The organism is Desulfovibrio oxyclinae DSM 11498 (assembly GCF_000375485.1).
In the GTDB taxonomy this organism is placed as follows: domain Bacteria; phylum Desulfobacterota; class Desulfovibrionia; order Desulfovibrionales; family Desulfovibrionaceae; genus Pseudodesulfovibrio; species Pseudodesulfovibrio oxyclinae.
This window is the reverse complement of sequence record NZ_AQXE01000002.1, coordinates 137,395-161,332: the sequence shown is the minus strand read 5'-3', so window position 1 is coordinate 161,332 and position 23,938 is coordinate 137,395. Positions and strand designations below refer to the sequence as shown.

The following is a 23,938-nucleotide window of genomic DNA, read 5'->3' as shown; positions in this document are numbered from 1 at the left end:
ATTGCGGGCAAAGCCCCGTTAGCGGACGGCCCGGTAAAGGATGACCGTCAGTCCCATGTTAACGGAAAATTCGTCGGCGCGTTCCAGACGGAAGCCCGCATCCGCGAGCATCTGCTCCATCTCCTTGCGACCGATGCCAAGAAGCCGGTCACCGTAGTCGGAGCGCATGACCTCGTTCCCGTGGCTGTCGAACTCGGCAATGACCAGCGAACCGCCACGCCCCAGCACCCTCGCGGCCTCGCCCAGCGCCTCCGCCGGATTCGCCAGGTGATGCAGCACCAGCGAAAGCACCGCACAGTCGGCCTCGGAGTCGCGAAGCGGCAGATGCGAAAGTTCGCCGATGCGCAGGCTGACCTTCGGGTCGGATTCAAAGCGTTCAGCGGCCAGCTCAAGCATTTTCGGCGAGTTATCCACGCCGATGACCGAATCGGTGGCCCCAGCCAGAACCGAGAGAATCTCGCCGGATCCGCAGCCGAGATCGGCCACGATACCGCAGTTTCCCAGACGCGATATGATTTCCGCATGCAGGTCCAGACCGCCAAGAACGTTCTCGCGCAACTTGCGCCAGTCTTCGGCGATGGCATCGAAGAAGCGGCGGGTCTCCACGGTGCGGTCGCGGACCACGGAGTCCGCCCGTGCCATGTCGCGTCCGAAAACGGCCTCGTCGTCGAAAAGCGGCTCCACGCCCTCCAGAAAAGTGCGCCCGTCCCCCTCGCGCGCGGCGCGATAGAAGGCCCACAGGCCGTCCCGGCGGCACTCCACCAGTCCGGACTCGGCCAGAATCTTCAGGTGACGGGAGATGCGCGACTGGCCCATCTCCATGACCTGCACCACCTCGCCCACATTGAGCTCATGCTTCAGCAGAACGTTGATGAGGCGGGCCCGGGTCTCGTCGCCAAGCGCCTTGGAATATTTAAGAATCTTCAACAGCCACTCCTAAATATCAATATATCTTGATATACGTTGATCAGTACTTAGCCGTTTCCGCGTCATTGGTCAAGCGCCGCCGGGGACATGATAAAAATGGCCTCACCGGGTGGACATGAAGTGCTTTTTCCGGGATACAGGAAGTATGAACCCATTTCCGTAATCAGGAGGGCCACCATGTATCGCAAGATCATACTCGCAGCCACGTCACGCGGTGAAACCGACCACGCAGCACAGGCGGCATTCGCGCTTGCCCGCAGGCACGGCGCCAAGCTCGTCATCTTCCACGCCTGCCGTCTGCCAAGCGAGGGCTGGGGTACTCTGGAACGACTTGTTTCACGGGACNAACTGGTGGAGACCACACGCAAGGATATCATCGACAACTACTCCGGACGCCTTGACGACATTGACTACACCACCCACGTGGTGTGCGGCGACCCGGCCGAGGAGCTGGCCTGCGTCGCCACGCGCGAGGGCGCTGATCTCATCGTCATGGGCCCGCACTGTCGCAATGGCACCTGCCCTGGAAACCGCATGTGGGGCCACGTGGATTCCACCGTCCAGCGCGTGACTTCCCTCGTGGTGGCCCCAGTGATGGTGGTGACCCGTCCCGCATCCATCCTGGAATCCGAACCCAAGACCATTCTTGTCCCCACCGACATGAAGATACCTTCCGAGAATGCGGTGTGCCACGCTTCCAGCATCGCGCAGGAGACCGGCGGCAAGCTGATTCTCTTCTCGGTGCTCGACATCGGCATGAGCTACCCCAACCCGAGGTTCTACCAGCGCGACATGGAGGACTTCGTACAGGACACCATCACGCGCATGGAGCAGAAGTACAGCAAGCTCGTCCATCACGTGGATCACGAATTTCTCGCATGGGAAGGCGTTCCCTATACGGAGATTCTCAAGGCCGCCCGCTGGAACGAGGCGGATATGATCGTCATGGCGCGACACTCGTCCATCAAGGAGTCGCATCAGGTGCTCATCGGCTCTACCGTAGCGCAGGTGGCGCTCTCACCGAGCTGCCCCACCACGGTAATCAACTACCGGGCCAAGGCCTGCATGTGATCCGTTGTTGCGCAGCGCCCGCTCATACTATATGTAATGCGCGCGGCCGTGCCGCAGGGAAGGATCATGTACGGATACTGGGGAAAAGACCTCAAGAACCGCAAGCGCAAAACGCGCGACATGCGAAACGCCATGCCCGAGATGCTGAAAGAGCTGGACTCCGACGGCAGCCTCAGGTTGGTTCGCGTATGGCGTCAGTGGGACGAAATGCTCGGCGAATTCGCGAGCATGGTGCGTCCGCTCGGTCATCGCGGCAAGACACTCATCCTCTACGCGGAAGACCCCATGATCGCGGCCGAGGCCGCATACTTCTCCCAGATCATTACGGATCGCATCAACAGTCATTTTGGCGAAGAAGTCTTTGACAAAGTGCGGTTCGAGCTGTTAAACGGCAGAGTTCCTTTGGGCAAGCCCTCCGCCACCGCTCGGCGGGAGGAACCCTTGAGATATAAAAAGCCAAAGGTTCTCGGGACCTTGAACGACCAGATAGATCCGGAAAGCCCTGTCGGAAGGTGCTACCGGGCCTACCAGAAAATTTTTGACGACGAGTGATAAAGCCCGGCTTTCAGGGCAGGAGGACACCATGAGCGACGCAATCGAAATTTCCTTTGAGGACCTGGGACTGACCAAGTCCCTCGACAAGATGACCGCGAAAGAGCTCCGTGAGCTTTGCATCAAGAAGCTGCCCATGGTTCAGGGCGCATCTTCCAAGAGCAAGGAAGAGCTTATCGCTACTATCCGCGAAATCTTCGGCTTCACCGAAGAAGGCGGCGTTTCCCCGTACAAGGATCAGATTCTGACCATCAAGCGCGAGATCCGCGATCTTCGCGCCGAGAAGGACAAAGTGGAAGACCGCGCCAAGCGCGACTACCTGCGCAAGAAAATCAACAAGCTGAAGAAGCGCACCCGTCGTCTGGCGAACGCGGTCTAAAAAAATTCAACAAAGAGGTTGACATCCCGGCAGGGAGTCTATAAATCCTCTCTTCGTTGTTGGGCTGTCGTTCAATTGGCAGGACAGCGGATTCTGGTTCCGTCAATCAAGGTTCGAGTCCTTGCAGCCCAGCCATAAAACGTCCCCATCGTCTAGCCCGGTCCAGGACGTCGGCCTTTCACGCCGATAACAGGGGTTCAAATCCCCTTGGGGACGCCAAGAAATCAAAGCCTTTCGCGAAAGCGAAAGGCTTTTTTCGTGTTCTGGTATCTCGTCGTTTACTGCTGATTCACGCGGCTGTGCACACGTGCCACCGGAAAGCCTGCCGCTATGAGAATCATGCTGTCAATGACGGCGAAGCATTGCTCACAGACCAATCTATCCTCCTTGCCCTAGACGTGAATCGCCATCAGTGTCCTGAAAAACAGCAGATCCACCCGTCAACTTAGGGGCTTGTCTTGCTGATGCGCGTGATGTCATACAGCTGGCGGTCTATAATCAGCCAATGGGTGTTATTTTGGATTGAGGATATATGAATTAACTATCGCAAATCTGCTCCTTCAATGAGATGACAGTTCGAACGCTGATTTGATGGCAATCTGATTATGATATTCCCGCATGTTACGTCATCCGCCGGGATGAATCCGTTGATAATAATTCCCGGGTGTTGACAGTCGCCTTTAAAATCGTGCAACTATTATAGTCGTAAAACTTTGTCATCAAGCGAAGGAGTAAAATACATGCACGCCGCAGCCACGCAAGGCAGGATTCGATTCAGAAACGAGGCTCTCAAGGTTGCCGAATTCGGATATACCCTACGGGACGCCCTGCTTGAAGCCAAGGGAGTTGTTCAGGTTCAGGTCAACAAGCGGATCGGGAGCATCCTTATTCTGTTTGATAAGACAAAGATCTCCACCGAGAAAATCCTGAAGACCATTGCCGATGCGCTTGGCATTGATCTGGCCAAAGTAAAGAGCGGGATGAATGATGTGCAAAAGGCACTTGCGGGCAGGAAAGGTCGGCGCCTTGTCAAACGAGGCATGCTGGCCTCAATAGCCGCCGCTCTCGGAATCGTCTACTTCTCTGAAAAATGGCATGTTGTGGCCGGGGTGGCTTTTGTCCACTTTTTGGCTCTTCATCTGTACCAGAATAAAAAGACGCTGATGAAATAGCCCAGCACCGCCGAGGCGGAAAACGATGTGCCGGTCTACACCGGACATTCAGCGAACGCAGTCACACGGTTGGAGTTTGGGGGCAAGGGTATATATTGCGCTTACCCCATTACTCTGTCGAGATGGTGTATTCTGGTACTGGGCTCAGGCCCCTTCGTCCGCAGTTGTCCCTTCCAGAACCGCTTCAGCGTTTTCTCCAATCTTGCGGGGCTGTCCCTCTCCACGGCCTCTGCGGCCATGCCTTTTGCCTTCCTGCTCTCCGTTCAATGCTTCCATCACAAGCTCGGAAAACAGGTTTTGCTGCCCTTTTCCACCGCCGCCGCTCATCCCCAGCACAGACATGGCCGCGATACCTGCACCGCCCCCTCCGCCGCCACCGGCAAAGGTGCTTAACGCCGCGACGCCCCCGAACAAGAGAGACTGTTTGACGACCTTGCTCACGGCCTCCTGTTGCGAAACCTCACCTTCCTTGTACTGATTCCACATCTTGTAACCGGCGATACCGGCTCCGACGAGTGCCCCGAGGCCAGCGGCAGCCCATGGTTTCTTGGGAAGCATTTTCTTCATCTGATCACCTTACTCTTTGTTTTGGTTACCTATATTTCAGACGATTACGGTGTGGTTTGCAAAAGCAATCGGCACATTCTTGATAGAATGTGCCGATTGAAAAAAACCATTATACATCCGCTTCTATTGCTTCGGTAGCATGGGGCGCATGCTGTAGGCGCAAGTCAACACTGTACCGGAGTTGTGCAGCAGTGCCAGCAAAGCCGGGCTTATCAGGCCGAACACACCCAGCCCGATAAACAAGGTATTGCTGACAACAATGAACTTGTAGTTGCGCCTGACACGTCGCATGGTCAGTTTTGATATGGACATGGAGTCCATAAGCGAATCGAGACGTTCGCTGGTCAGCATGACATCGCACGCTTCCTGAGCGATATCCGCACCATGCTTCATGGAAACGCCAACGTGCGCATGACTGAGGGCCGCTGAATCATTTATGCCGTCCCCGACCATGGCAACGGTATACCCCTGCTCACGCAAGGTATCCACCAGCTCGGTTTTGTCGCCGGGCAGGACCTGAGCGTAAAATTCCTTGATATCAAGTTCTTCAGCGACCGCTCTGGCCGTTGTCTCCCCATCGCCTGTCAGCATGATGATGCGTCGCATTCCCATGTTCTCCAGACGCCTGATGAAACGATACGCGGAGTCCCTGAGAGGATCTTCCAGAGCAATGACCCCCGCCAATTCATTGTCAACGGCCATGTACAGCGCGGCCAACCCGTTCTCGGTGCATCGCCGGATCTGCTCTCTGGCAGACTCCAGATCCACGCCTTCGTCTTCATGAATGAAATGACGGCTACCCAGAATCATGCGCTTGCCGTTAAGCGTGGTGGAAATGCCATGAGCAAGAATGTATTCCACCTCGGCGTGTCGTTCCTCGTGCTCCAGCCCTTCCTCATCAGCCTTTCGGACGACCGCATCCGCCACAGGGTGCGGAAAATGTTCTTCCATACAGGCCGCGTTTCGCAGGACAAATTCGCGAGAATATCCGTTGGTCGGGCAAACGTCGATGACTTCAGGGGTAGCGCGGGTCAGGGTCCCGGTCTTATCCAGAACGACCGCGTTTACCTTGGAAAGCTGCTCAATATACTTGCCCCCTTTGACAAGCGCACCGCAATGAGCGGACTCAAGCAGGGCGGAACGAACCGCCAACGGGGTGGAAAGCTTGATGGCGCAAGAATAATCCGCCATCAGCACTGCCGCGGCCTGCCTCCAGTTGCGCGTTATGGCAAAGATGACTCCGAACAGGATGAAGGAGAACGGAACTATCCTGTCAGCAAGCTGGATTGCCTGACCATGAATCTCCGCTTTCATGTTTTCGGAGTCGGCAATGACGTGGGCTATCTTGGCAAAACGCGTCTCATCACCCACTTCTTCGGAAAGGATGACGATTTTGCCCTCCTCGACAACAGTACCGGCAAAGACCTCCTTGCCGACCCCGCGCTTCACGGAAAGCGGTTCTCCGGTCATGGAAGATTGATTGACCATGGCCGTGCCATCCGCCACCACGCCGTCCACTGGAATGCGGGCACCGGACCGGACCACGACCAGGTCTCCGGCAACAAGCTCATCCAGAGGTATCTGCACTTCTTCTCCCCTGCGCAACACCCACGCCGGCTTGCCATCGCCGGCAAACAACGAGGCGAGGTCATTTCTGGATTTCTCTCGCGTCCAGTCCTCAAGAGTCTCACTGATATCCAGCAGGAGATGGATGGTGCCTGCGGTATTGAAATCGCGCATACTCAAAGCCGCGCCTATGGCAGCGGCATCAAGGACTGCCACATTGACCTTGCGGTGAAACAGATTGCGAAGCCCCTCATAGAGCAGCGGAGCCACGCTGAAAGCCGTCCAGTACGGGCGCAACCACATGGGCATGAAGAGCCGGGTCGTATAAAAATTGATGACCTTCTTCGCAACGGTCCAGAACGGATTCTGCAACTCGGCCGGTTCATAAACTCCGTACGCCGGCGCTGGCAACGTACAGGCCATTTCATCACCAAGATCGGCACCACGGCAATCCGGCAGTTCAGAAAGCGACGGTTTGGTCACGGTATCGACCATCACTTCTTCCATTTGCTCCGTCAGCTTCGGGTCGGGGGGAAAGCGCAGGAGAGCTCTTCCGGAGCGCTCGCTGTAGCTGAATTCGATATCGCCGACGTCATCACCCAAGGCGGCGTCGATCCGTTCCTGCACGTACAGAACGGCCTGCTCGGACTCAGCTTCGAATCGAATTCTACCCGGTATGCTTCGAACAATTCTCATGAACCCAACCTGACTTTATGCTCGTGAAACGCTGCCTCTTCAACCCGTCGTCCGCCAGAGTACTTACTCGGAAGAAGTGGACTTCTTTTTTGTGCCGGTCGTTGCTGCAGTCTTTTTTGCGGACGGCTTGGTTGCCGACTTTTTGGTGGCCGTACTCTTCTTGGTAGCCGCGGTTTTTTTGGTGGCTGCGGCTTTCTTTGCAGGAGCCTCTTTCTCAGTGGCTTCCTCGGCCGCTTTTTTTTGAGAAGTCTTCTTTTTTGTCGCAGTTTTCTTCGTCGTAGCCTTTTTTGCCGCCTGCTTCTTATCGGGTTCACTGTTTTCCGCAGCCGGTTCCTTTTCTTCCTTTGCAGCACCGGTTGCGGCAGCGGCAGCCGCAGCCGCTTTTTCTTCATGCATATACTTGGCTTCCGCCAAATAATCTTCCACGTCTTCCTTAACGGTCTCCACAGTACAGAGCAGCTTTTCGGTCAATCCATGCCCACCCTGAACAAGATTCTGCAAGAGGTTATCTCCCTTGCCTTCCTTGATCAGAGCAGTACCTGCCGCGCCAAGCACTGCGCCTGCTATGAGATATGCAAACCTGTTCACAGCCATACATCCTGCTCCTATGCATCTTCCGGCTGGCTCATCTGTTCAGCCATTTCATTGACTGTCCTGTCGAAAAACTTCTGCCCCAACTCTGCTGCATCCCCCATGAGTTCCTTCAACTCATCAGGGTGCTTGATTGCCATATACCCCACCGCTCCAACGGCAGCGCCCGCGGCAACCAGCAACAACTTCTCCGTAAACTCATTCATTCCACACTCTCCTTATTGTAGCAGGGAATAGCACGATACTGGATAGCAAACCTCAAAACTCATAAGAATTATTATACTCCCCCACGAACACGCTCAGGAGCGGCACGTCTCATGGGCGCTCCAAGAGAGGCTACCAAAAGGCCATGACAAACGGCTCTGCCCAAACCCAACCCAAGATAATTGCAGGCCAGGACACCCGCCAGGGACAACAGAACGCCACCGGTCTGGAGAGTGGCCCTGTTACGGCCTGCGTCAAAGGACGACCGATGTTGGCTGGAACGCAATCCGTTCGATTTGGCACCATTCTTCATGGAAGAACCCCCGAGAACAATTTTCACCTTGCATTTCAATAAGGCCAGGCTGCTGGAGCACCGTTGACAACCAGCGGCGCGGCATGTCGGGCCTCAATTTATTGAAAACGATTCTCAGCGTCAACTCAAAAGAATACTTTCGCCCTCCTACGTCCGGCTATCTACGAAGCACCTCAAAGGGTGGTGCTTACCCGAAAAGGATCTCGTGCAACTCTTTGACTATGGCCGCCGCCCGGTCATCATCGTCAGTGGTGATGAGCTCTTCGAGCAAATGAGGTGGAACCTGCTCGGCATCATATTCGATAAGCAGAGTTCGCGAGAAGAGGTTCAAGTTGGTCTCCGTCACAGCATCGGGCATTTCCGGTGGCGACTGTGCCAAGGCAAGTGCCTCCTTGTCCTTCATGATGCCGAGTGAGAACTTGATCCGGATACGTCCCGGCAGGCTGTGCTTGATGGATAGATATTTGCGCAACTTTGCTATGGTGGAAAAATCCATTGTATCTCCTTTTGCATGGAACTCCCTCAGGCCCTGAGTGCATGCATTTTTCCGGCTGCAAGGGCAAGTCCCTGAATGCCCCATGAGACCTGAACATGCCAAAGATGAACTGTGTTACCCGGCTGACATCCCATTCCAACGAATAGCCGTCTCCGCATCTCGATGGATTCATCTTCGGGAAATCCATCTGCCTCCTTACGATGTACTTCTTTATCAGCCCTATCCACCCCATGATTTCCGGGCGACGGCCGACGGCCTGCGACACCTGCTGATAAAGAAGATGATTCCTCTTCTGTCACTGCGGCCCTGAGAGCACGCTCTTCACCTCGTTCCTGAAGGGCTGCGATCCACTTCGTATTTTGGCGAATGGCATTCGCATCGACCTGCCCGCCGGTTTGACCTTGTCCGCCACTGATGTCATCAAGTATCATGTTGGTAATAAAGAATACATAAAACCATGCCGGAGGGACGATGCTTCGAGGAACCCAAAAAAGCTTATGCTTCATCCTGACCACGGTAACCCTGCTGACCGCCTTCAACATGTCGGCCCTTGCCTGCACGGGCCTGCAACTCATTGGAGACGATGGCACCGTGGTACGGGGACGCACCATGGAATGGGGGGAATTCGACATGCATTCCGAACTGGCCGTGGTTCCGAGCGGGACACGGTTCGTTTCCAAAACTCCGGATGGGAAAAAGGGGTTCAGCTGGGAGGGAGACTACGGATTCGCCGGAGTCGAGGTTTTGGGCAGGGCCGTGTGCGACGGCATGAACGAAAAGGGGCTTTCCGCCGGCATGTTCTACCACTCGGGCTTTGCCGACTATGGAAAGTACGATCCCAAAGATGCCGGAAAATCGCTCTCGCCTGACGATGTCATTCACTACATCCTGTCTGAATGCGCCACCCTGGACGATGTCCGCAAGGCTTTTGACGAAGTGAAGGTCGAACCTGTCGAGGACAAGGACTTCGGCAAACCCGTCCCCATGCACCTCATGGTCAGCGACCCGGACGGCAAAAACATCGTGATCGAATTTCTGGGCGGAAGTCCCGTCTTCTACGACAACCCGGTCGGGGTGATCACCAACAACCCCACCTTCGACTGGCACCTCACCAATCTGCGAAATTACGGCTTTCTTTCCAAGCAGCCTTTTCCCACGAAGCAATGGGGCGATCTCAAGATAACGCCTCTGGCTGCCGGATCGGGATTCCTCGGCCTTCCCGGGGATTTTACCGCCCCCTCACGCTTTGTGCGCGCCGTGGTCTTCTCCAAGACTTCGCGAAAAACCAGCGGCGGCCTTGATACCGCGCAGGAGCTCTTCAGGATTCTGGACAATTTCAACCTCGGTTCGGAGCAGGCTGAAGGCTCTGTTCCCGATGGCGAGGTCGCCATGCCCGGCGCCACCCAGTGGACGGTGGCAACAGACAGTAAAAACATGGTCTTGTACTACCATACCATGTACAACCGCCGCTTGCGGAAGCTGGACATGAAGACCATCGATTTCGACAAGGGCGCTCCCCGCTCTGTCCCGCTGGACGCCAAACGCAAACAGGACATCAATGACGTCTCTGACAAGTTGCAGTAACTCCAACGCGTTCATATCATGGTGTCCCTGCATTCAGGCCGCCGAGAGTGCGGCCAACAGCAGCGGATGCAGAAAACAGCTTGAACAAAGAAGGCCCCGCTTTTCGGCGAGGCCTTTTCTTTTCTCAAAAAGCGCTATTCGATCTCCAGCGTCCGGGTCTCCCGGACCAACGGCACAGCCTCCGCGCCTCCGCAGCTGGACTTGCTCACGCGGCTCAGGATGAAGCGCATCACATACGTCCCCGGCTGGTGAAATGTCAGGGTGGATTCCGGGTATCCCGGCAGTACCGTGGGCTTCTTCCCTTCCGGTCCGGACTTCATGCGGATGTTGATCGAAGTATAGGTCCCGCGCGGAATCTCATAGCTGCCAAGGTCAAAGACCGCCATGACTGGCATCCCGGTTTTCATGACGCCCTCAATGCTCAGAGCCCCGCTGAAGGGCGTCCCTTCTTGTTGTGCCATGGCCGGAGCGGACCAAAGCGAGAGAACGAGCAGCAGCACCGCCGCGAGGCCGTAGCCGGAATGGATATTTCTTTTCTGCATGACTTGATAATAAGCCTTCCGGCGAATAAGACAATAGCATTGGGTAGCCGATGGGTAGCGCATCTTAAACGAGGTTCTCATGCATACGACGCACACGATACGCGGTCACCTGCCCCTTCTCCAAAAACTTCAGGACCACGAGGAGCTGTACTTCCAGCGCTGGTCCGAGCGTATGCGCAGCGCCGGATATCTGGAACATACCACTGCCAAGCGCGTGGACTGCCAGCAGGCACTGTACGACTTCATGACGCCTTTGCTCGCCCATGCCGAAGCGGGAATGGACGATCCCGGTTTTTCGTGGCTCACCAGCCATGAAGGCCAGTGGGCGCAGCCAATGGTGGAGTCGGCCAGACGCCACCGCATGCGCGGCATCACTGCGGATATGTTTCTCGGTTGCTTCAAGACCTTTATCCACGCCCTCCTTGATGTCATCGAGGCCATGCCGGATTTCGACAAAACGGAAAAGGCGCTGGCGCGAAGACGAATCCGCCTCTACGGGGACGCGCTCGAAGTGCTCTTCGTCAAGGACTGGACGCAGACCCTGCCGGACCTCACCAGACAGCGCCTCGACGAGACCAACCGCCTGCTGACGCTTGAAAAATGTCGCTTTGAGAACATCCTCAATTCCAGCTCGGACCTCATCCTCGTGATGGATTCCGACGGTGTCGTCACCGAGACCAACGCCGCGGTCAAAGAGGCGGTGCCAATGGACGGCCTGCTCGGATCGCCCGTCTGGAAAGTGCTCGACCTTGAAGCCCAGTCCATGGACGAGCTGCTCAAGTACTACCCTCCCGGCATGTCCTGCGAGATGAGTCCGTTCCACGACGAGCAGATCTACCGAATGCAGGTCACCCCACTGAGCAGCGTAAGCCTTGCCAGCGACCAGTACATGATCATGCTGACCAACATCACGGCGCAGGCCAGCCAGCGCGAGATGCTGGAAAAGGTCGTAGCCGAGAAGACCGACGCCCTTCGTCAGGAAAAGGAACAACTCGAAGGCATGAACGTAACCCTGCGCAACGTCCTGCAGAATATTGAAAAGGACCGCAACGAACTGTTCGACGACGTCTCGGTGAAGATCAACAGCCTCGTGGTGCCCGCGCTGGAGCGCATCGAGACCGAGGACGACCCCTCCATACGCAAGGGCTACGTCACGGTCGTACGGGACCAGCTGCGCCGCCTCGCGCCGGGCAGCGGCACCGCGGACCCGCAACTGCTCAAGCTGACCCACATGGAAACCAAGGTAGCCCAGTTCATCCAGTCGGGCTACGCCTCCAAGGACATCGCCACCAGCCTGAACCTCTCGGTTGAGACCGTCCAGACGCACCGCAAGAACATCCGCGGCAAGCTCGGCCTGCATGGAAAACGCGTCAGTCTCTACAGCCACCTCAAGACCGTGGGCCTCACCGGCTGATTGGGTAATTCGAACTACCCAATCTGACCCCTCTTTCCCGTCTGTCACATTTAACGAGGGTTATAATATCGGTAATACATGAACAATGTATCACTGGTAGACATGAACCTCTGTCACATACCCGATCATCTCGGCGGCCTTCAGTCGCTCAGGGATTTCTTCGCGGCCACCAACGCCGGGGAGTTGCTCATCGCTTCAGAAGGCATCGCCCGGCACTTCGGCGTCGCCCTTCGCGACGACATCGACTGGGTCGAGGTGGAGTACGACTTCAACCGCCTTTTTGTCGGTCCTGCCGCGCTGCCATCCCCGCCTTATGCGTCCGCGTACGGCACCGAGCCGACCCTCATGGGCGCTCCCGCGTTGGAGGCGCGCGACCTGTATCGCCGAATGGGACTGGCCGTGCCGGATCAGGGAAGCGTGCCGGACGATCACCTCGCTTTCGAGCTGGATGCGGCCCTCGGGCTGGCCGTTCTGGAAGCTTCGGAATCCGAACGCGCGACGGATGCCGCCACCATGCGGCAATGGCTCGTGGACCGGCACATGTCCGGCTGGGTACCCAAGTTCATCCGCGCCGTGAGGGATCAACAGGACGCGAGCGCGCCCGTGCTGACGGCCGTGGCCATGCTTGAACAGTGGCTGGACGAGTCGCGCACGCAGGATCATGCGAATCAACACATGGAACCATCATCAGGAGAGGAGGATGTCCATGACGAAACAAGGTAACAGTCTGAGCAGACGGCGTTTTCTGCAGGGGACGGCCGCCGCGGGTGCCGCGGCCATGCTTCCGTGCAGCCTGCTCGTCCCGGACGAGGCCATGGCGGAAGCGTTCAAGGCCGGCGAATTCGCCACGTTCCGCAACGCGTGTCCACGCAACTGCTACGACACGTGCAGCATCAAGACATACGTCAAGGACGGCGTGGTCCAGTTCATCGAGGGCGCGCAGGAGTCCACCTTCACCCACGGCGGGCTTTGCGTGAAGGGCTACTCGTATCCCAGAAAGCTCTACAGCCCCAACCGGGTCAAATACCCCATGGTGCAGGACGGCCGTCGCTCCGGCAAATGGCGCCGCATCTCGTGGGACGAGGCCATGGACCGCATCGCTGGCAAGATTCTCGAAATCAAGGAGAAGGACGACAGCCTGCTGGGCCTCGGCCTCACCAAATATTCAGGCCACTTCGGCATCACCAATTATGTGGTCGAGGGCATGATGTCCTCGCTGGGCTACACCACCCGCTTCGTGGGAACCCCGTGTTGGCCCGCAGGCATCGACGCCCAGAACTACGACCTTGGCAACATGTGGTGCAACGATCCCGAAGACATGGTCAAGGCCAAGTACATCATCGTCTGGGGCGCCAACCCGGCGTGGTGTTCCGTGCACACCATGAAATACATCATGGAAGCCCAACGGCGCGGCGCCAAGGTCGTGGTCATCGACCCGGTCTTCACCCAGACCGCAGCCAAGGGCGACGTGTTCTGGCAGCCGGAGACCTCCAGCGACGGCGCGCTCGCACTGGGCATGGCCCGCCACATCCTCGACAAGGACATGGTGGACCGCGACTTTGTGAACAGCCATTCCATCGGCTTCGATGATTTCGCCGAGTACCTGCGCAACAACGTCACGGTTGAATGGGCCGCCGAAAAGAGCGGCATTCCCGCAGATCAGATTCGCGAAGTGGCCGAAGAGTTCGCCTCCGCGGACCCCGCCACCGTGTGGATCGGCTACGGCCTGCAGCGTCACGTCAACGGCGGCGCCACGGTGCGCTCCATCGACGCCCTCGTGGCCATGACCGGCAACGTCGGCAAGGAAGGCGGCGGCGCGCGCTACGGCCATCTCCAGACGTGGGGATTCAACTACCACGCCATGATCCAGAGCCCGCCCGAAGGGTCCAAGGGGTTCATCGGCGGAGCAGCCAAGGGCGAGTTCGACTTCACGGAAGGCGACGCCGCCAGCTACAGCAATCGTACCGTCAACATCAACAAGACGGCGCAGGAGATTCTCGACACCAACGACCCGCCCGTAAGGATGCTCTGGGTATCCTGCAAGAACCCGTTTGCGCAGGACTTCGACCGGCCCAAGCTGGAAAAAGCCTTCGACAAACTGGAGATGGTGGTCTCGGTGGAGCAGTTCTTCACGGAGACGGTGGCCAACTCCGACATCGTCCTGCCGGTCACCACCATGTTCGAGGAATGGACCGTGAACGTGTCTTACTGGCACTACTGGCTCGGCATCAACGAGCAGGCCGTCAAGCCGCTGTACGAAAGCAAGTCCAACATTGAGATAGCCGCGCTTCTGTCCAGGAAGATGAACGAGCTGTCCCCCGGCTCCTGCACCTTCCCGCAGGAAGTGGACACGCGCGAGTGGATGGCCAAGGAATTCAACAAGGGCATCTACGACTACTTCGGCATCAACGACTGGACCGACCTGAAGAACGGCCCGGTCAAGGCCAAGCTGACTTCCACCGCCGCATGGAGCGACTACAAATTCGGCACACCCTCGGGCAAGTACGAATTCCGCTCCGAGCAGTGCGCCGCCAACGGGCACAAGGCGCTTCCGGAATACAAGGAAAGTCGCAAGAGCTACGACGAATTCCGGCTGCTCACGCCGCACACCAAGTTCGGCATCCACTCCCAGTTCGTCAACCTTGACTGGATGCAGGAGTACTACCCCGAGCCGTTCGTCTATATGCACCCCGACGCGGCCCGGGAAAAGGGCATCGCCGATCTGGACATGGTCCGCGTGTTCAACAAGGTGGGCGAGCAGAAGGTGCGGGTCAAGCTGTCCACCAACGTGGCGAAGAACTGCCTCATGATGTACGAGGCCTGGTTCGGCAAGGGCACCGACTTCAACGTCCAGAACCTCGTGGATGACGAATCGGCCGACATGGGCGCCTTCAAGGCCGGAGCCCCCGGCGTGGCCATCCATGACCAGTTCGCCAACGTGGAAAAGGCCTAAGGAGTCATGATCATGAAAAAACAATATGCATTCCGCGTGGACGCCGAACGCTGCATCGGCTGCTTCACCTGCGCCATGGCCTGCAAGAGCTACTACCAGCAGGTGGACGGCGTCATATGGCGTCAGGTCTACCCTCTCGACGAAGAGATATATCCGCACCGTGAGCGGGCCTTCCTTTCGCTGGCCTGCAACCATTGCGAAGACCCTGCCTGCCTCAACGTCTGTCCCGTGGTGGCCTACACCAAGCGCGACGAGGACGGCGTGGTGGTTCACCATCAGGAAAAATGCATCGGCTGCGGCAACTGCATCCGGTCCTGTCCTTACGGCGTTCCCAAGTACAATCCCGTTGAAAAGCGGGCCGAGAAGTGCAGCTTCTGCCACGAACGGCTCGACGCGGGGCTGGAGCCGGCCTGCATCATGGCCTGCCCCACCGAGGCGCTGCAGATCGTGGACCTCGCCAAGCTGGAAGTGACCAATGAAGTGCAGTATCCGGCAGGATACCCGAAGATGGAGAAGCTCAATCCCTCCACGCGTTTCATCCTGCCCAAAGCCCCCAAGATGGTGAGGAGGTAACCATGCAGCAGTCAATGGAACTTCCGCTCGTATTGTTCACGGTACTCTCGCAGGCGGCCATCGGCATCGCCTTCATGCGCGCCGTCAGGCAACCCGCAGGGGCAGAGGGCGGCGACGCACGTAACGAATGGCGCATGGTCGCCGGGCTGATGCTCGTGGGCCTGATCGCGTCCCTCTTCCACCTCGGGCATCCCACAGGCGCGCCCACCGCGCTGAAACATCTGGAGAACGCGTGGCTCAGCCGCGAAGCCCTGTCCGCAGGACTCTTCGTGGGACTGGCCATACTGGCCGCGCTGGCCTCCGGCAAGGAAGGCAAGCCCGTGTTCGCATGGGGCGGCGCAGTCCTCGGCGCGGTGGTCATTCTGTCCACGGGCATGACGTACGCCCCCCCGGCGTTCCCAGCCCTGAACAACGCGCTGCCGACCATCTTCTTCCTCGTCTCGGCAGTCATGCTCGGATCGGGCTTCGCCAGCTGGTTCGCGACAAAGAGCCATCAGCCGCTGCTGGCCCGGATATTCACCTCGACCCTCGTGGTGGGACTGGTGATCCATCTGGCGGCCCCGTGCATCTGGCTCTCGGGCAGCGAGGTCATGCGCCTCACCGCGCAGGAATGGCTTGGCTCCGGCTTCTACTGGAGCCACATCGGCATCATGGCCGCCTCTGCGCTGGTGATCTGGAAGACCCGGACCATCCCGGTCTGGCTGCCGGTTCTCGTACTGCTAGGCGAGCTGCTCGGACGCGCAGGCTTCTTTGCGGACACTGTCCACACTGCCGCCAACATGGGCGGGCTCTACTAACAGCCATCCCTTCCCCTATTCGGGTCTGACACACATCACAACGAAAGGCCCCGGAAGCAATGCTCCCGGGGCCTTTTTCATTATTTCAGCATGGCTTTGGCGGGACTTCGTGCCCTCGCGTCAAGCTACCGCCGGTCTATTCCGCGTCGGCGGAAATGGTGAAGCCCTTGGTGGACCCGCCGGTGGATGCCGAAGTCCCGGCCACCTTGGAGAGGTAGGTGTCACCGAGGTTCTTGATGTGGCCGCCCACGTTGTCGAAGTGGTCCGAGTGCTCCTGCTCTTCCTCGATGAGGGTCTCGAAGAGCTTGGCACTGATGCTGTCGCCCATTTCGCGGCAGGTGTTCAGGAACTGGTTGTAGGCATCCACGGTATCGTCCTCGACCTCGGCGTCGAAGTCGAAGATTTCGCCCACTTTCTGTCCCTTGCGGACTTCATCGGCCAGCTCGGTGGTGGGCTCGCCGTCGAGGTCCTTGATGCGCTCGGCCAGTTGTTCGGCATGGCGCATTTCATCAATGGCGATGAGCTTCATGTTCTTGGCAAGCTCACCGTAATCCATGGCGTCCAACGCGTAATGTTGAATCATGTACTGCGAGATGGCGTACAGCTCCATGGAACGTGCCTTGTTCAGCACCTCGATTACCTTCTTTCGCCTTTCCTTTTTGTCCATCGGTCCATTACTCCTTTATTCTTCGTATCGCGTCGAATCAGTTCAGTTTTTCAAGCCATTTTTACCATGCGATACGGTTATTTACCCAGTTCCTTGGCGATGCGGTCGCCGGTTTCCTTGTCGATGTTGCGCCAGTATTCGAGGGCGCGTTCAAGCACGGGTTCGGTAACGCCCTTGCTGAGATGTCCGGCCACGTTGGAGACCAGACGGTCACGCTGGGCATCGTCCATGATCTCGCGCACCAGAGTCCCGGCCTGACCGAAATCATCGTCGTCCTTGCGCAGGGTGTAGGCCGCGCGGATGAAGTCACCGCTGGCGTTCCATGTCGCCACTTCGGGGTACCGCTGCGGATCAGCCTGGGGACCGCCCTTTGAGTTGGGCGCGTACACCGGGTCCGAGACATTCTCGACCCGCATGGCGCCGTCCTTGCTGTAGCTATGTACCGGGCTCTTGGGCCGGTTGACCGGAATCTGCTTGTAGTTGACCCCGAGCCTTGCCCGGTGTGCGTCGGCATAAGAGAACAGGCGGCCGAGCAGCATTTTGTCCGGGCTGGGGCCGGTGCCGGGAACAAAGCTGTTGGGTTCGAACGCGGCCTGTTCGATCTCGGTATGGAAATCCGTGGGATTGCGGGTCAGGGTCAGTCTGCCGACTTCATGCACCGGGTAGTCCCCATGCGGCCAGACCTTGGTAAGGTCGAACGGATTGAAGCGGTAGGTCTCGGCGTCCTTGAAGGGCATGATCTGCACCTTCAGGGTCCAGCTGGGATAGTTGCCTTCCGCAATATTGTTGAACAGGTCGCGGCGGTGGTAGTCGGCATCCTCGCCCGCAATGCGGTCCGCCTCTTCCTGCGTGAGGCACTCGATCCCCTGATCGGTCTTGAAGTGATACTTGACCCAAAACCGCTCGCCATCCGCGTTCACCCACATGTAGGTATGGCTGGAGTAGCCGTTCATATGGCGCCACGTCTTGGGAATGCCGCGGTCACCCATAAGCCATGTCACCTGATGCGCGGACTCGGGCGAAAGGGTCCAGAAATCCCACTGCATGTCGTGGTCGCGTAGGCCACTGTCTGCCCGACGCTTCTGGGAGCGAATGAAGTGCTGGAATTTCATGGGATCACGCAGGAAGAAGACCGGCGTGTTGTTGCCCACAAGGTCGAAGTTGCCTTCGGTGGTGTAAAACTTCAGGGCAAATCCGCGAGGGTCGCGCCACGTGTCCGGGCTGCCCCGCTCGCCCGCAACGGTGGAGAAGCGGATGAGCGTATCGGTCTTCACGCCGGGCTGGAAGAGCGCGGCCTTGGTATAGGCGCTCACGTCCTGTGTCACCTCGAAGTGACCGAACGCGCCGGATCCCTTGGCGTGCGGCTGCCTCTCGGGAATCCGTTCGCGGTTGAAGTTGGCCATCTGCTCAATGAGATAATGGTCCTGAAGCAGAATGGGTCCGTCCGGACCGACAGTCAGTGAATGTTCGTCGCTGGAAACGGGAATGCCCGCATCATTTGTCGTGTATTTGGTTTCGTCGTTCGCCATCGAATGTACCTCCTTGGAAAGCGGCTGAAGCCTGCAATCCACTGTTGATGGATTCTGATTACTATTTTCTGCGTATCATTATCAGAATATTTTGGTCAAACGAATCGAAAGACATTTCTTCGTGGTATTTCCAACCGGCCCTGCGACCAATTGTAATATCCTGTAATAAATCATTAAAGCAAAGATTCGGTGGAGTATTATTATTTCTGAGGACCTTTTCTTTCGTCTCATGCGTCCATTCTGCAGGAGGCCTTCAGGTACTGAGAAGCCTCTCATTATAACGTCATTTTTTCTGACACCGAGACGTGCTACCAAAGCATATAGAATATTATATTCAGCCTTCAGGAGAACACATGCATCTGGAAGAGTTGATCCGCATCACGGACAAGCCACTGATCGTTGTCGATTCCGCGGGAGTCGTCACGCATATCAACGACCGGTTCACCGCAGCATTCGGCTGGCGGGCAGAGGATTTGACAGGGGGTGGCCTCAACCGCATCATCCCCGAGAAAATGCGTCAGGCACACCAAATCGCCTTTTCCACATACGTCGAGACCGGCAATACGAACATTCTGGACACCCCGCTGAACCTGGCAATCCTTCACGCCGACGGTACCATCGGCGATGCCGAGCATGTGATCTTTGCCGGCATGATTGACGGGGAGCCACATCTGGCCGCAACCGTAGATCCCCTGTAGCAAACCGTGAAAGGCACCAATCCCCCTATTCTCCGAACAGAATCCTTTCGCGGGTCTGCACCCGCCTAGACATTTTCCATCCTCTCGGGAAAACGCTCTCTCCGTGCCTGTTTCATGAAAGCTTCAGGCAGGTCACGCCACGGTTACCTGCAAGCAATATCATTTACTTGCCGCACCGATTGTGGTTTGGTTGATTCACATGGCGCTGCAACCGGTTTGACACATCGACCATAACGGGAGGGACTGCATGCATTTCAAGGACTGGAGCCTGAAGCTGAAGATTCTGGTTCCGACATTCACCATCATCATTTTAGTACTTGCAACCAGTACGTGGTTCATGACTTCAAGGGCCCAGAACATCGTGGTGGAACAGGCTCAGGAGCTGGCACAGGACAAGGCCCGCGGCTACGGGCTGGAGATGGGCCGAACTCTGAATCTCGCCATGAGCGTCACGCGCACCCTTGCTGGAATGTTCGAACAGGGAGCCGAATACCGGCCCATTCCGGACCGCGAGTTTCTGGACTCCGTCCTTATCGACGTGCTTGAGCGAAACGAGGAGCTGTCCGGTGCCTGGTGCACCTTCCCGCCCAACACATACGACGACCGCGAGGACGAGTACCGCGACACCTACAAAGGGGCGTACCGCAACTGGTATCACCGGGACGGTTCAGAGATCATTTCGGACTTTGCGGGAGATGAAAAGCTTGAGGGGCAGGCATGGTTTGAGGAACCCATTCGGCAGGGTCACGAGATTCTCGGCCAGCCCTACCCTTGGGAAGCGAACGGCAAGAAGTACTGGCTCGCCTCAACCGGCGCCCCGGTGAAGAAGGACGGAAAATTCATCGGCGTGGTCGGCGTTGACTTCTACCTCGACGACCTGCGCGAAGCGGTACTCGGCATCAAACCTTTCGAAACCGGCTTCGCCTATCTGGTCACCGAGACCGGATTCATCGTGGCCCACCCTGACGAAAACCTGAACGGCAAGCAGCTGGAAGGCGTCATCGACGGCGAGAACCGCGATCAGGTCATGCGGGCCGTGAAAAACGGGGACTCCCTCTCCGTCACGATGGCTTCGGACGAGGACGGCTCCGGACAATTCGTGGCCTTTGCTCCCATCAGGATTGGCAAGAGCGGCAAATCGTGGACGCTCGCGGTGAGCATTCCGCTCTCACGGGTCAATGCCAAGGCCAACTCCATAGCCATGATCGGCATCTGGATAGGCATAGCCGCCGTCGTGATTCTCTTCATCGTCCTCTACGTGATTGCGGGCGTCATCACCAAGCCCGTGAGCAAGGGCATCCAGCTGGCCGAAGGGCTGGCAGAGGGCGACCTGACACGCGACATCGACGTTGACCAGAAGGACGAGGTGGGCCAGCTTGCCCAAGCTCTGCGCTCCATGACCACACGACTCAAGAACGTCATCGGCGACGTGCAGTCCGCGGCGGAGACCGTGGCCACCGGCAGCGAGGAGCTCTCCTCTTCGGCCATCAGCATGTCGCAGGGCGCCACAGAACAGGCCGCCAGCGTGGAAGAGGTATCCTCCTCCATGGAACAGATGACATCCAACATTCAGACCAACGCGGAAAACGCGGTGGAGACCGAGCGCATGGCCCGCTCCGCCGCCAAGAGCGCGGAAGAAACGGGCGGCGCGGTGACGCAGGCCGTCACCGCCATGAAGGATATTGCCGAAAAGATCACCGTCATCGAGGAGATCGCCCGGCAGACGAACCTGCTGGCCCTCAATGCGGCCATCGAGGCGGCCCGCGCCGGGGAACACGGCAAGGGCTTCGCGGTCGTGGCGGCGGAAGTCCGCAAGCTGGCGGAACGCAGTGGCGGTGCCGCAGGCGAGATCAGCGAGCTTTCATCCTCCACCGTCCACGTGGCGGAGAAGGCAGGCGAGCAGCTCGGCCAGCTCGTGCCGGACATCCAGCGCACGGCGGAGATGATTCAGGAAATATCCACGGCCACCAATGAACAGAACGCCGCGGTGACCGAGATCAACAGCGCCATCCAGCAGCTCGACACGGTCATTCAGCAGAACGCCGCTTCGTCCGAGGAAGTGTCCTCCACCTCGGAGAACCTCTCCGCAGAGGCCGTCCAGCTTCAGGAAGTGCTGCGCTTCTTCAACACCGGTGCGGGCCAGTCCCGCCAACAGGCGCGCGTGACCTCGTCGCGCCCCCGTCCCGACCAGAAGCGCAAAGCCAAGGCCGCGTCTTCGGGCAACCAGCTTCCGCCCGCCAAAAAGGGGAAAAAGGACAAGCCTGCGGACAAGGACGAGGCAAGCAAAGGCAACAGCTCCGGCGGCCTCGACCTCAAGTTGGATGACGACGAGTTCGAACGCTTCTAGGTCATGCAACACGCGACGGCCTTGAAAGTTGTCGCAGGATAAAACCAAAACGGGCCGCCTCCCCAGGGAAGCGGCCCGTTTTCGCGTTGTAAAGATATTGAGAAATCAGCTGAATTTCGGCGGTCCGATGAGAATCATCTCGGCAATGGTGTGGTCCACCTTGGGCATCTGCTGCAACTTCTTACCCACGAACTGCATCTCCAACTGGGCAAGCTCCTTGAGCATGGGCGTACGGTTCAAGGTCGGCAGCTGCTCGGGCTGATCCCCGGCCAGTTCCTGCGTGCGCCAGCATCCCGGAAACGACGACACGCGGCCGTCGGGCCTCACGAGGACGTTGGGAACGCCGTGCATCCGGCAGGTCATCAGGCGATACTCGTACAGTCCGCACAGGCCGTCCTCGCGGATGAGCGGACACATGGCCGCCGGACGCTCGCCCTTCTCCAAAGCGATGCGAGCCTCATCAAGATAGGTCTCGGCGCGCTGACGGATCGCCTCGCGCTCGGCCCCCGGCAGGGAATTCAGTCCCTCCCAGAGGTAGGCCCATTCCACATAGGTATGATGCTGGAAGTAACTGCGGCAACAATTGTCGTTGCAGCCTTCGCAGCTCAGTCCCACGGCACCGGCCACGTCCGAGTATTCATCGGCCATGCGCTTATACAGGGCCGCCAACTTGCGGTACGCAGCCTTGGGGGTCAGCTTTTTCATTCGATGTCCACCTTTTCCAGAATCTCGCTGACGCACTCCTCGGGCGTACAGCGGTCGGTGCGCACCGTGACGTCTGCGGCGGCACGGTAGAGCGGCTGACGCTCGTCAAAGAGGTCGCGCAGGGTCTTGCCCGGCGCGATGGCCAGTCCTCGGCCCTCGGCGTCGCCCACGCGCTTCTCGAAGGTCTCGGCGTCGATTTCGAGAAAAACCACGGAGCCGAGTTCCCTGAGACGATCCACGGCGCGCTTGCCGTACACGACGCTGCCGCCGGTGGATATGACCGTGCGGTTCAGGAACACTTCGCTCACCAGCTGTTCCTCGATGCGCAGGAACTCTTCAAGGCCGTAGCCATCGAAGATATCCTGCAGCGGACGCCCGTAGAAGGCTTCCAGAAGGCGGTCCGTGTCCATGTGCTTCCAGCCCAGCGCCTCTGCCAGCATGGGGGCCAGCGTGGACTTGCCCGCTCCCGCCATGCCCACCAGCGTTATGCAGGGCTTCGGCTCGCTGTCGCGTTCGACTTTGGTAAATGTCATGCGTCGTCTTTTCCGGTCGTCAGGCAGACGCGGTCTTCGCCGTCGCGCTCGTTCACGAGCACATTGACGTGTTCTGCGTCGCCGGTATCCACACGCTTGCCCACGTAGTCGGCCTGTATGGGCAGCTCCCTGTGCCCCCGGTCGATGAGCACCAGCAGCTCCACGCGGCGCGGCCGACCGTAGTCCAGCACGGCTTCCAGCGCGGCACGGGTGGTGCGTCCGGAGAACAGCACGTCGTCCACGAGCACGATGCTCTTGCCTTCGACGTCAAACGGGATTTCCGTACAGTTGATGGAAGGCTGGATGTTCAGCGTGGTCCAGTCATCCCGGTACAGGTTGATATCCAGCTTGCCCAGCGGCACCCGGCGCTCCAGTTTGTCGGACAGGATGGCCTGCAGCCGCTCGGCCAGATCCGCGCCACGGCGCTGCACGCCGACAAGCGCCAGCGATTCGTTGTCGCCCCGGCGTTCGATGATCTCGGAAGCCAGTCGTTCCAGCGTCCGGGCCATTTCCTTGTTATTGAGAATGGTTCCGCATTCTTTCATGATAATGTCCTCCGTTTCGGGGATGCCTTGGAATAATCCATGCTGTACCTGCGGTCAACCGAACTTGGCCCGAAGCACCACAATGTATTTGACAAACCTATGGGTCATGCTTACGTGTTTGGTCCCCAGCCAATGACAAGGAGGACGTAGATGATCAATGTTAGCGAAGCCGCTCAGAAGCAGCTGGAAAGCTACTTTGCGGATAAAGAGAAAGCTCCGGTGCGTGTTTACCTCGCATCCGGCGGCTGAGCGGGTCCGAGACTGACTCTGGCTCTGGATGAGCCTAAGGACACCGACAATGTGACTGAAGTGGGTGACTTCACCTTCCTCATCGACAAAGAACTCGCATCTGAAACCGGCGAAGTGAAAATCGACATGACCTACTACGGGTTCACCGTCGATTCCGCCAACCCCGTAGGCGGGGGCGGCGGGTGCTCCCCCGGAGCATGCTCCAGCGGCTCCTGCGGCTGCTAGACCATACGGCCGACTCAAAGACGCCCCTTAACCGGGGCGTCTT

General features: G+C 58.2%; 26 protein-coding genes and 2 tRNA genes. 15 read left to right on the top strand and 13 right to left on the bottom strand.

Going from position 1 to position 23,938, the window contains the following annotated elements; all coding sequences use genetic code 11:
* Positions 1-18 precede the first annotated feature (18 nt).
* Positions 19-927 carry an ArsR/SmtB family transcription factor gene (locus B149_RS0103390; RefSeq protein WP_018123758.1) on the bottom strand — a complete coding sequence of 303 codons (909 nt, stop codon included), beginning with the start codon at positions 925-927 and terminating at the stop codon, positions 19-21.
* Between the two features lie 87 nt (positions 928-1,014).
* Here B149_RS0103390 and B149_RS0103385 point away from each other — a divergent pair, with 87 nt between their 5' ends.
* The 6 genes from B149_RS0103385 to B149_RS0103355 all read left to right on the top strand — a co-directional run bounded on the left by B149_RS0103385 (position 1,015) and on the right by B149_RS0103355 (position 4,101).
* On the top strand, positions 1,015-1,998 hold the full coding sequence (locus tag B149_RS0103385; RefSeq protein WP_083909137.1) for a universal stress protein: 984 nt from the start codon (positions 1,015-1,017) through the stop codon (positions 1,996-1,998).
* A 66-nt stretch (positions 1,999-2,064) separates the two neighbouring features.
* A complete protein-coding gene (locus B149_RS0103380; RefSeq protein WP_018123756.1) occupies positions 2,065-2,550 on the top strand; it encodes a DciA family protein in 486 nt (161 codons plus the stop codon).
* Between the two features lie 31 nt (positions 2,551-2,581).
* Positions 2,582-2,929 carry a hypothetical protein gene (locus B149_RS0103375; RefSeq protein ID WP_018123755.1) on the top strand — a complete coding sequence of 116 codons (348 nt, stop codon included), beginning with the start codon at positions 2,582-2,584 and terminating at the stop codon, positions 2,927-2,929.
* A 60-nt stretch (positions 2,930-2,989) separates the two neighbouring features.
* Positions 2,990-3,064, top strand: a tRNA-Gln gene (locus tag B149_RS0103370).
* Positions 3,065-3,070: 6 nt separating this feature from the next.
* Positions 3,071-3,148 (top strand) — tRNA-Glu (locus tag B149_RS0103365).
* 521 nt (positions 3,149-3,669) lie between these two features.
* Positions 3,670-4,101, top strand: coding sequence for an HMA2 domain-containing protein (locus B149_RS0103355; protein ID WP_018123753.1), 432 nt, complete (start codon positions 3,670-3,672; stop codon positions 4,099-4,101).
* A 144-nt stretch (positions 4,102-4,245) separates the two neighbouring features.
* On the opposite strand, the gene B149_RS0103350 is transcribed toward B149_RS0103355, so the two are convergent.
* The 6 genes from B149_RS0103350 to B149_RS18520 form a co-directional block, all read right to left on the bottom strand.
* Positions 4,246-4,668 carry a magnetosome protein MamC family protein gene (locus tag B149_RS0103350; RefSeq protein ID WP_018123752.1) on the bottom strand — a complete coding sequence of 141 codons (423 nt, stop codon included), beginning with the start codon at positions 4,666-4,668 and terminating at the stop codon, positions 4,246-4,248.
* Positions 4,669-4,791: 123 nt separating this feature from the next.
* On the bottom strand, positions 4,792-6,930 hold the full coding sequence (locus tag B149_RS0103345) for a heavy metal translocating P-type ATPase (protein WP_018123751.1): 2,139 nt from the start codon (positions 6,928-6,930) through the stop codon (positions 4,792-4,794).
* A 63-nt stretch (positions 6,931-6,993) separates the two neighbouring features.
* Positions 6,994-7,524: a hypothetical protein gene (locus tag B149_RS0103340; RefSeq protein WP_018123750.1), complete on the bottom strand. Its 531-nt coding sequence runs from the start codon at positions 7,522-7,524 to the stop codon at positions 6,994-6,996.
* Between the two features lie 11 nt (positions 7,525-7,535).
* On the bottom strand, positions 7,536-7,727 hold the full coding sequence (locus B149_RS0103335) for a hypothetical protein (protein ID WP_018123749.1): 192 nt from the start codon (positions 7,725-7,727) through the stop codon (positions 7,536-7,538).
* Between the two features lie 498 nt (positions 7,728-8,225).
* Entirely contained in the window at positions 8,226-8,534 is a 309-nt protein-coding gene (locus tag B149_RS0103330; protein WP_018123748.1) for an HMA2 domain-containing protein, read from the bottom strand.
* Positions 8,535-8,560: 26 nt separating this feature from the next.
* Positions 8,561-9,040 carry a hypothetical protein gene (locus tag B149_RS18520; RefSeq protein WP_156816729.1) on the bottom strand — a complete coding sequence of 160 codons (480 nt, stop codon included), beginning with the start codon at positions 9,038-9,040 and terminating at the stop codon, positions 8,561-8,563.
* Between B149_RS18520 and B149_RS0103325 the strand changes: the two genes are divergently transcribed.
* Positions 9,006-10,118, top strand: a complete 1,113-nt coding sequence (locus B149_RS0103325; RefSeq protein ID WP_018123747.1) for a linear amide C-N hydrolase — start codon at positions 9,006-9,008, stop codon at positions 10,116-10,118. The two genes, B149_RS18520 and B149_RS0103325, sit on opposite strands and share 35 nt — an antisense overlap.
* Before the next feature lie 134 nt (positions 10,119-10,252).
* Here B149_RS0103325 and B149_RS17730 read toward each other — a convergent pair whose 3' ends face one another.
* On the bottom strand, positions 10,253-10,660 hold the full coding sequence (locus tag B149_RS17730; RefSeq protein WP_018123746.1) for a hypothetical protein: 408 nt from the start codon (positions 10,658-10,660) through the stop codon (positions 10,253-10,255).
* Between the two features lie 79 nt (positions 10,661-10,739).
* On the opposite strand from B149_RS17730, the gene B149_RS0103315 reads away from it, so the two are divergent.
* The 5 genes from B149_RS0103315 to B149_RS0103295 all read left to right on the top strand — a co-directional run bounded on the left by B149_RS0103315 (position 10,740) and on the right by B149_RS0103295 (position 16,397).
* Entirely contained in the window at positions 10,740-12,074 is a 1,335-nt protein-coding gene (locus B149_RS0103315; RefSeq protein WP_018123745.1) for a LuxR C-terminal-related transcriptional regulator, read from the top strand.
* A 78-nt stretch (positions 12,075-12,152) separates the two neighbouring features.
* Positions 12,153-12,797: a TorD/DmsD family molecular chaperone gene (locus B149_RS16295; RefSeq protein WP_018123744.1), complete on the top strand. Its 645-nt coding sequence runs from the start codon at positions 12,153-12,155 to the stop codon at positions 12,795-12,797.
* Entirely contained in the window at positions 12,775-15,027 is a 2,253-nt protein-coding gene (locus B149_RS0103305) for a molybdopterin-dependent oxidoreductase (RefSeq protein ID WP_018123743.1), read from the top strand. Before B149_RS16295 ends, B149_RS0103305 begins: the two co-directional genes overlap by 23 nt.
* A gap of 12 nt (positions 15,028-15,039) precedes the next feature.
* Positions 15,040-15,600 carry a 4Fe-4S dicluster domain-containing protein gene (locus B149_RS0103300; protein WP_026167427.1) on the top strand — a complete coding sequence of 187 codons (561 nt, stop codon included), beginning with the start codon at positions 15,040-15,042 and terminating at the stop codon, positions 15,598-15,600.
* 2 nt (positions 15,601-15,602) lie between these two features.
* Positions 15,603-16,397, top strand: coding sequence for a dimethyl sulfoxide reductase anchor subunit family protein (locus tag B149_RS0103295; RefSeq protein ID WP_018123741.1), 795 nt, complete (start codon positions 15,603-15,605; stop codon positions 16,395-16,397).
* Positions 16,398-16,533: 136 nt separating this feature from the next.
* On the opposite strand, the gene B149_RS0103290 is transcribed toward B149_RS0103295, so the two are convergent.
* Both B149_RS0103290 and B149_RS0103285 read right to left on the bottom strand, forming a co-directional pair.
* Complete coding sequence (locus B149_RS0103290; RefSeq protein WP_018123740.1) at positions 16,534-17,064, bottom strand: ferritin-like domain-containing protein; 531 nt, start codon at positions 17,062-17,064, stop codon at positions 16,534-16,536.
* A gap of 77 nt (positions 17,065-17,141) precedes the next feature.
* The gene (locus B149_RS0103285; RefSeq protein ID WP_018123739.1) at positions 17,142-18,593 is read right to left on the bottom strand and encodes a catalase; all 1,452 of its coding nucleotides are present in this window, start codon (positions 18,591-18,593) and stop codon (positions 17,142-17,144) included.
* A 353-nt stretch (positions 18,594-18,946) separates the two neighbouring features.
* Here B149_RS0103285 and B149_RS0103280 point away from each other — a divergent pair, with 353 nt between their 5' ends.
* Together B149_RS0103280 and B149_RS0103275 are read left to right on the top strand one after the other, a co-directional pair.
* Positions 18,947-19,291 (top strand): PAS domain-containing protein, encoded by a 345-nt coding sequence (locus B149_RS0103280; protein ID WP_018123738.1) that lies wholly within the window; start codon positions 18,947-18,949, stop codon positions 19,289-19,291.
* A gap of 247 nt (positions 19,292-19,538) precedes the next feature.
* Complete coding sequence (locus B149_RS0103275; protein WP_018123737.1) at positions 19,539-21,638, top strand: methyl-accepting chemotaxis protein; 2,100 nt, start codon at positions 19,539-19,541, stop codon at positions 21,636-21,638.
* A 105-nt stretch (positions 21,639-21,743) separates the two neighbouring features.
* On the opposite strand, the gene B149_RS0103270 is transcribed toward B149_RS0103275, so the two are convergent.
* From B149_RS0103270 to pyrR, 3 genes are read right to left on the bottom strand one after another with little or no spacing between them, the layout of a single operon-like run.
* A complete protein-coding gene (locus B149_RS0103270; protein ID WP_018123736.1) occupies positions 21,744-22,343 on the bottom strand; it encodes a hypothetical protein in 600 nt (199 codons plus the stop codon).
* Positions 22,340-22,876 (bottom strand): homoserine kinase, encoded by a 537-nt coding sequence (gene thrB, locus B149_RS0103265; protein ID WP_018123735.1) that lies wholly within the window; start codon positions 22,874-22,876, stop codon positions 22,340-22,342. Before thrB ends, B149_RS0103270 begins: the two co-directional genes overlap by 4 nt.
* Positions 22,873-23,421 carry a bifunctional pyr operon transcriptional regulator/uracil phosphoribosyltransferase PyrR gene (gene pyrR / locus B149_RS0103260; protein ID WP_018123734.1) on the bottom strand — a complete coding sequence of 183 codons (549 nt, stop codon included), beginning with the start codon at positions 23,419-23,421 and terminating at the stop codon, positions 22,873-22,875. The genes thrB and pyrR overlap by 4 nt, the downstream gene beginning before the upstream one ends.
* Positions 23,422-23,571: 150 nt before the next feature.
* Between pyrR and B149_RS18820 the strand changes: the two genes are divergently transcribed.
* Positions 23,572-23,895 (top strand): IscA/HesB family protein, encoded by a 324-nt coding sequence (locus tag B149_RS18820; RefSeq protein WP_245533184.1) that lies wholly within the window; start codon positions 23,572-23,574, stop codon positions 23,893-23,895.
* The last annotated feature ends 43 nt before the right edge of the window (positions 23,896-23,938 follow it).

Bases quoted from the DNA above. Each gene is read 5' to 3' on its own strand.
- B149_RS0103380 (WP_018123756.1), top strand. From the start codon at position 2,065: ATGTACGGATACTGGGGAAAAGACCTCAAGAACCGCAAGCGCAAAACG.
- B149_RS0103375 (WP_018123755.1), top strand. From the start codon at position 2,582: ATGAGCGACGCAATCGAAATTTCCTTTGAGGACCTGGGACTGACCAAG.
- B149_RS0103355 (WP_018123753.1), top strand. From the start codon at position 3,670: ATGCACGCCGCAGCCACGCAAGGCAGGATTCGATTCAGAAACGAGGCT.
- B149_RS0103350 (WP_018123752.1), bottom strand. From the start codon at position 4,668: ATGAAGAAAATGCTTCCCAAGAAACCATGGGCTGCCGCTGGCCTCGGG.
- B149_RS0103345 (WP_018123751.1), bottom strand. From the start codon at position 6,930: ATGAGAATTGTTCGAAGCATACCGGGTAGAATTCGATTCGAAGCTGAG.
- B149_RS0103340 (WP_018123750.1), bottom strand. From the start codon at position 7,524: ATGGCTGTGAACAGGTTTGCATATCTCATAGCAGGCGCAGTGCTTGGC.
- B149_RS0103335 (WP_018123749.1), bottom strand. From the start codon at position 7,727: ATGAATGAGTTTACGGAGAAGTTGTTGCTGGTTGCCGCGGGCGCTGCC.
- B149_RS0103330 (WP_018123748.1), bottom strand. From the start codon at position 8,534: ATGGATTTTTCCACCATAGCAAAGTTGCGCAAATATCTATCCATCAAG.
- B149_RS0103325 (WP_018123747.1), top strand. From the start codon at position 9,006: ATGCTTCGAGGAACCCAAAAAAGCTTATGCTTCATCCTGACCACGGTA.
- B149_RS18520 (WP_156816729.1), bottom strand. From the start codon at position 9,040: ATGAAGCATAAGCTTTTTTGGGTTCCTCGAAGCATCGTCCCTCCGGCA.
- B149_RS17730 (WP_018123746.1), bottom strand. From the start codon at position 10,660: ATGCAGAAAAGAAATATCCATTCCGGCTACGGCCTCGCGGCGGTGCTG.
- B149_RS0103315 (WP_018123745.1), top strand. From the start codon at position 10,740: ATGCATACGACGCACACGATACGCGGTCACCTGCCCCTTCTCCAAAAA.
- B149_RS16295 (WP_018123744.1), top strand. From the start codon at position 12,153: ATGAACAATGTATCACTGGTAGACATGAACCTCTGTCACATACCCGAT.
- B149_RS0103305 (WP_018123743.1), top strand. From the start codon at position 12,775: ATGTCCATGACGAAACAAGGTAACAGTCTGAGCAGACGGCGTTTTCTG.
- B149_RS0103300 (WP_026167427.1), top strand. From the start codon at position 15,040: ATGAAAAAACAATATGCATTCCGCGTGGACGCCGAACGCTGCATCGGC.
- B149_RS0103295 (WP_018123741.1), top strand. From the start codon at position 15,603: ATGCAGCAGTCAATGGAACTTCCGCTCGTATTGTTCACGGTACTCTCG.
- B149_RS0103290 (WP_018123740.1), bottom strand. From the start codon at position 17,064: ATGGACAAAAAGGAAAGGCGAAAGAAGGTAATCGAGGTGCTGAACAAG.
- B149_RS0103285 (WP_018123739.1), bottom strand. From the start codon at position 18,593: ATGGCGAACGACGAAACCAAATACACGACAAATGATGCGGGCATTCCC.
- B149_RS0103280 (WP_018123738.1), top strand. From the start codon at position 18,947: ATGCATCTGGAAGAGTTGATCCGCATCACGGACAAGCCACTGATCGTT.
- B149_RS0103275 (WP_018123737.1), top strand. From the start codon at position 19,539: ATGCATTTCAAGGACTGGAGCCTGAAGCTGAAGATTCTGGTTCCGACA.
- B149_RS0103270 (WP_018123736.1), bottom strand. From the start codon at position 22,343: ATGAAAAAGCTGACCCCCAAGGCTGCGTACCGCAAGTTGGCGGCCCTG.
- thrB (WP_018123735.1), bottom strand. From the start codon at position 22,876: ATGACATTTACCAAAGTCGAACGCGACAGCGAGCCGAAGCCCTGCATA.
- pyrR (WP_018123734.1), bottom strand. From the start codon at position 23,421: ATGAAAGAATGCGGAACCATTCTCAATAACAAGGAAATGGCCCGGACG.